The following is a 1922-nucleotide window of genomic DNA, read 5'->3' as shown; positions in this document are numbered from 1 at the left end:
TCTTCACACAAATTGATATAGCGCGACCGAGGCCACCGGCCGTATACCGGTGGTCTCACTTTTCATCCGGAACCCCGAATACAGCGTCAAGACTCCCGACAAATCCCAAAAAGTAAGAAAATACTTTCCCTGATTTTTTATAAATTCCCCTGACTTCATCACGGGTTAACTTCCCGTCTTCCAGGCTTTTCTTAATATGTAATTCCAGCTCTGCCTGTGCCGCCGCAAGGGTCATGCGGATACCAAACAGCTCAACCTGATCAATGTTGTCAGGGTCTATGTCCTGCATCGGCGTAATACCGTGCCGATCCATGTGGTATTCGACCAGGTGACGGGTTTTGGTCAGGTCTTCCATTGCTTCCAGTTCGTCATTGTCAAAAAACCGGCAGCCGTTCTTCTCGTACAGGTTGTTGTTGAATGTCGTCAGTGACATCCCCAGCGCCCCAGCCAGCGCTTCCCGTCCACCCGGCATGGCGCAGCACATCTTTTTTACGACTTCTTTCAGTGATTCATTCTTCATTGCCTACTCGCTTTCAGGTTGAGTTGTAGTTAACTGGGTCAGATGGTTTTGCTATCGTTAGGTAATCCATCCGACTCATTTGGATAAAGATCCGGACGCAACTGGTTTGGTGTTATCACCCAATTACCCAACTCGCACAGGTGGATAACTCTTTCTGCCGGAACCTGATTGTTCTTGATCCAGTTAAATACAGACTGAGGTGATTTAAACCCAAACAGCCGAGATACCGCTGATGGTGAGCCCACCGCTTCAATTGCCTTTTCTGTAATGCTTTGTTGTTGCATTTGTGCCTCCTGTTATCAATAAAACAATACTACTTAAAGTAGAGAATAAAGGCAACTTATAATAGAAATGACAATTTTGGATGTAGTGGATAGACTTCTACCTATGGTAGAAACTCCGAAATACAAAAGCTTTGCCGACCGACTGGTGCAGCGCATGACTGATGTGGGGGTTGACGTTAAGCAACTATCCGAGGGTGTAGGCGTTACGTATGAAATGGCACGCCGGTATACTTTAGGCTCCGCCAAGCCACGTGACGATAAAATGGAGCGGGTAGCTGAGGTTGTTAAGTCGACGCCTGTATATCTTGATTATGGTGTGTGCACTGATGGAACGGTCGACAAGATGGCTGCAGATACTGTTACAGTGAGGCAAATCGAGGCATTTGCATCTGCTGGGAATGGCTATATCAATAATCCCTTCCCAGAAGTGATCAGGTCAATCGAGATCCCGCAGGACCGCATATATGAAATGTTTGGCCGCCGGACGCTTGAAGGTGTGGTCATTATCAATGCGGATGGTGACAGTATGACGCCGACCCTGAACCCGAAGGATTTGCTGTTTATTGATACTAAAGTCGGGCAGTTTACAGGTGATGGTATTTATGTCTTTAATTTTGAAGGATCAACGTTCATCAAACGCCTGCAAAAAGTTAAAGGCCGCAAACTGGCTGTTATATCCGACAATGACTTTTATCCGCCTTTCCACATTGAAGAACATGAAATGCATGAATTGTATTTCCACGGCAAACTATTGATTAGTATACCGATGAACATTAAATACTTCTCATAAACACAGAAAACCAGCCCATGCTGGTTTTTTTTATGCCTTTATTTTCTACTTTTAGTAGTTGACATAATCTACTTTTGGTTGCATTCTTGTTTTCAACGAAGACAGGAGATTAATCATGCAAGCCGAACCAATCATCACCACTAACAACATGTCAGTAGACGATGTTGCCGCGTGGATCACCGAAAAAGCCCAGGCACTTCAAAAGCTGGAATCTCTGCGTGCAGAACGTGACAGAGAGATCCGCGACCACGAACGCACTATCAGTCGACTCGATGAAGATATCATCAAGTGGGAAGAGCGCTGTACTTTAACAGTACAACCGCAGTAA

The 1922-nt window shown here is 45.4% G+C and carries 4 protein-coding genes; 2 read left to right on the top strand and 2 right to left on the bottom strand.

All coding sequences use genetic code 11. The features are described from left to right. Window positions 1-55: 55 nt before the first annotated feature. Window positions 56-520 (bottom strand): YmfL family putative regulatory protein, encoded by a 465-nt coding sequence (locus tag HMPREF3119_RS00965; RefSeq protein ID WP_070578055.1) that lies wholly within the window; start codon window positions 518-520, stop codon window positions 56-58. A gap of 38 nt (window positions 521-558) precedes the next feature. Continuing rightward, a complete protein-coding gene (locus tag HMPREF3119_RS00960; protein ID WP_046025138.1) occupies window positions 559-804 on the bottom strand; it encodes a transcriptional regulator in 246 nt (81 codons plus the stop codon). A 103-nt stretch (window positions 805-907) separates the two neighbouring features. Between HMPREF3119_RS00960 and HMPREF3119_RS00955 the strand changes: the two genes are divergently transcribed. Both HMPREF3119_RS00955 and HMPREF3119_RS00950 read left to right on the top strand, forming a co-directional pair. Beyond that, complete coding sequence (locus HMPREF3119_RS00955; RefSeq protein ID WP_246829225.1) at window positions 908-1594, top strand: S24 family peptidase; 687 nt, start codon at window positions 908-910, stop codon at window positions 1592-1594. Window positions 1595-1709: 115 nt separating this feature from the next. Next, window positions 1710-1922 carry a hypothetical protein gene (locus HMPREF3119_RS00950; RefSeq protein WP_070578049.1) on the top strand — a complete coding sequence of 71 codons (213 nt, stop codon included), beginning with the start codon at window positions 1710-1712 and terminating at the stop codon, window positions 1920-1922.

Source organism: Morganella sp. HMSC11D09, from assembly GCF_001807955.1.
GTDB lineage: Bacteria > Pseudomonadota > Gammaproteobacteria > Enterobacterales > Enterobacteriaceae > Morganella > Morganella morganii.
Note: the sequence above shows the minus strand (reverse complement) of the source record. Positions and strands in the feature narration are given on the sequence as shown.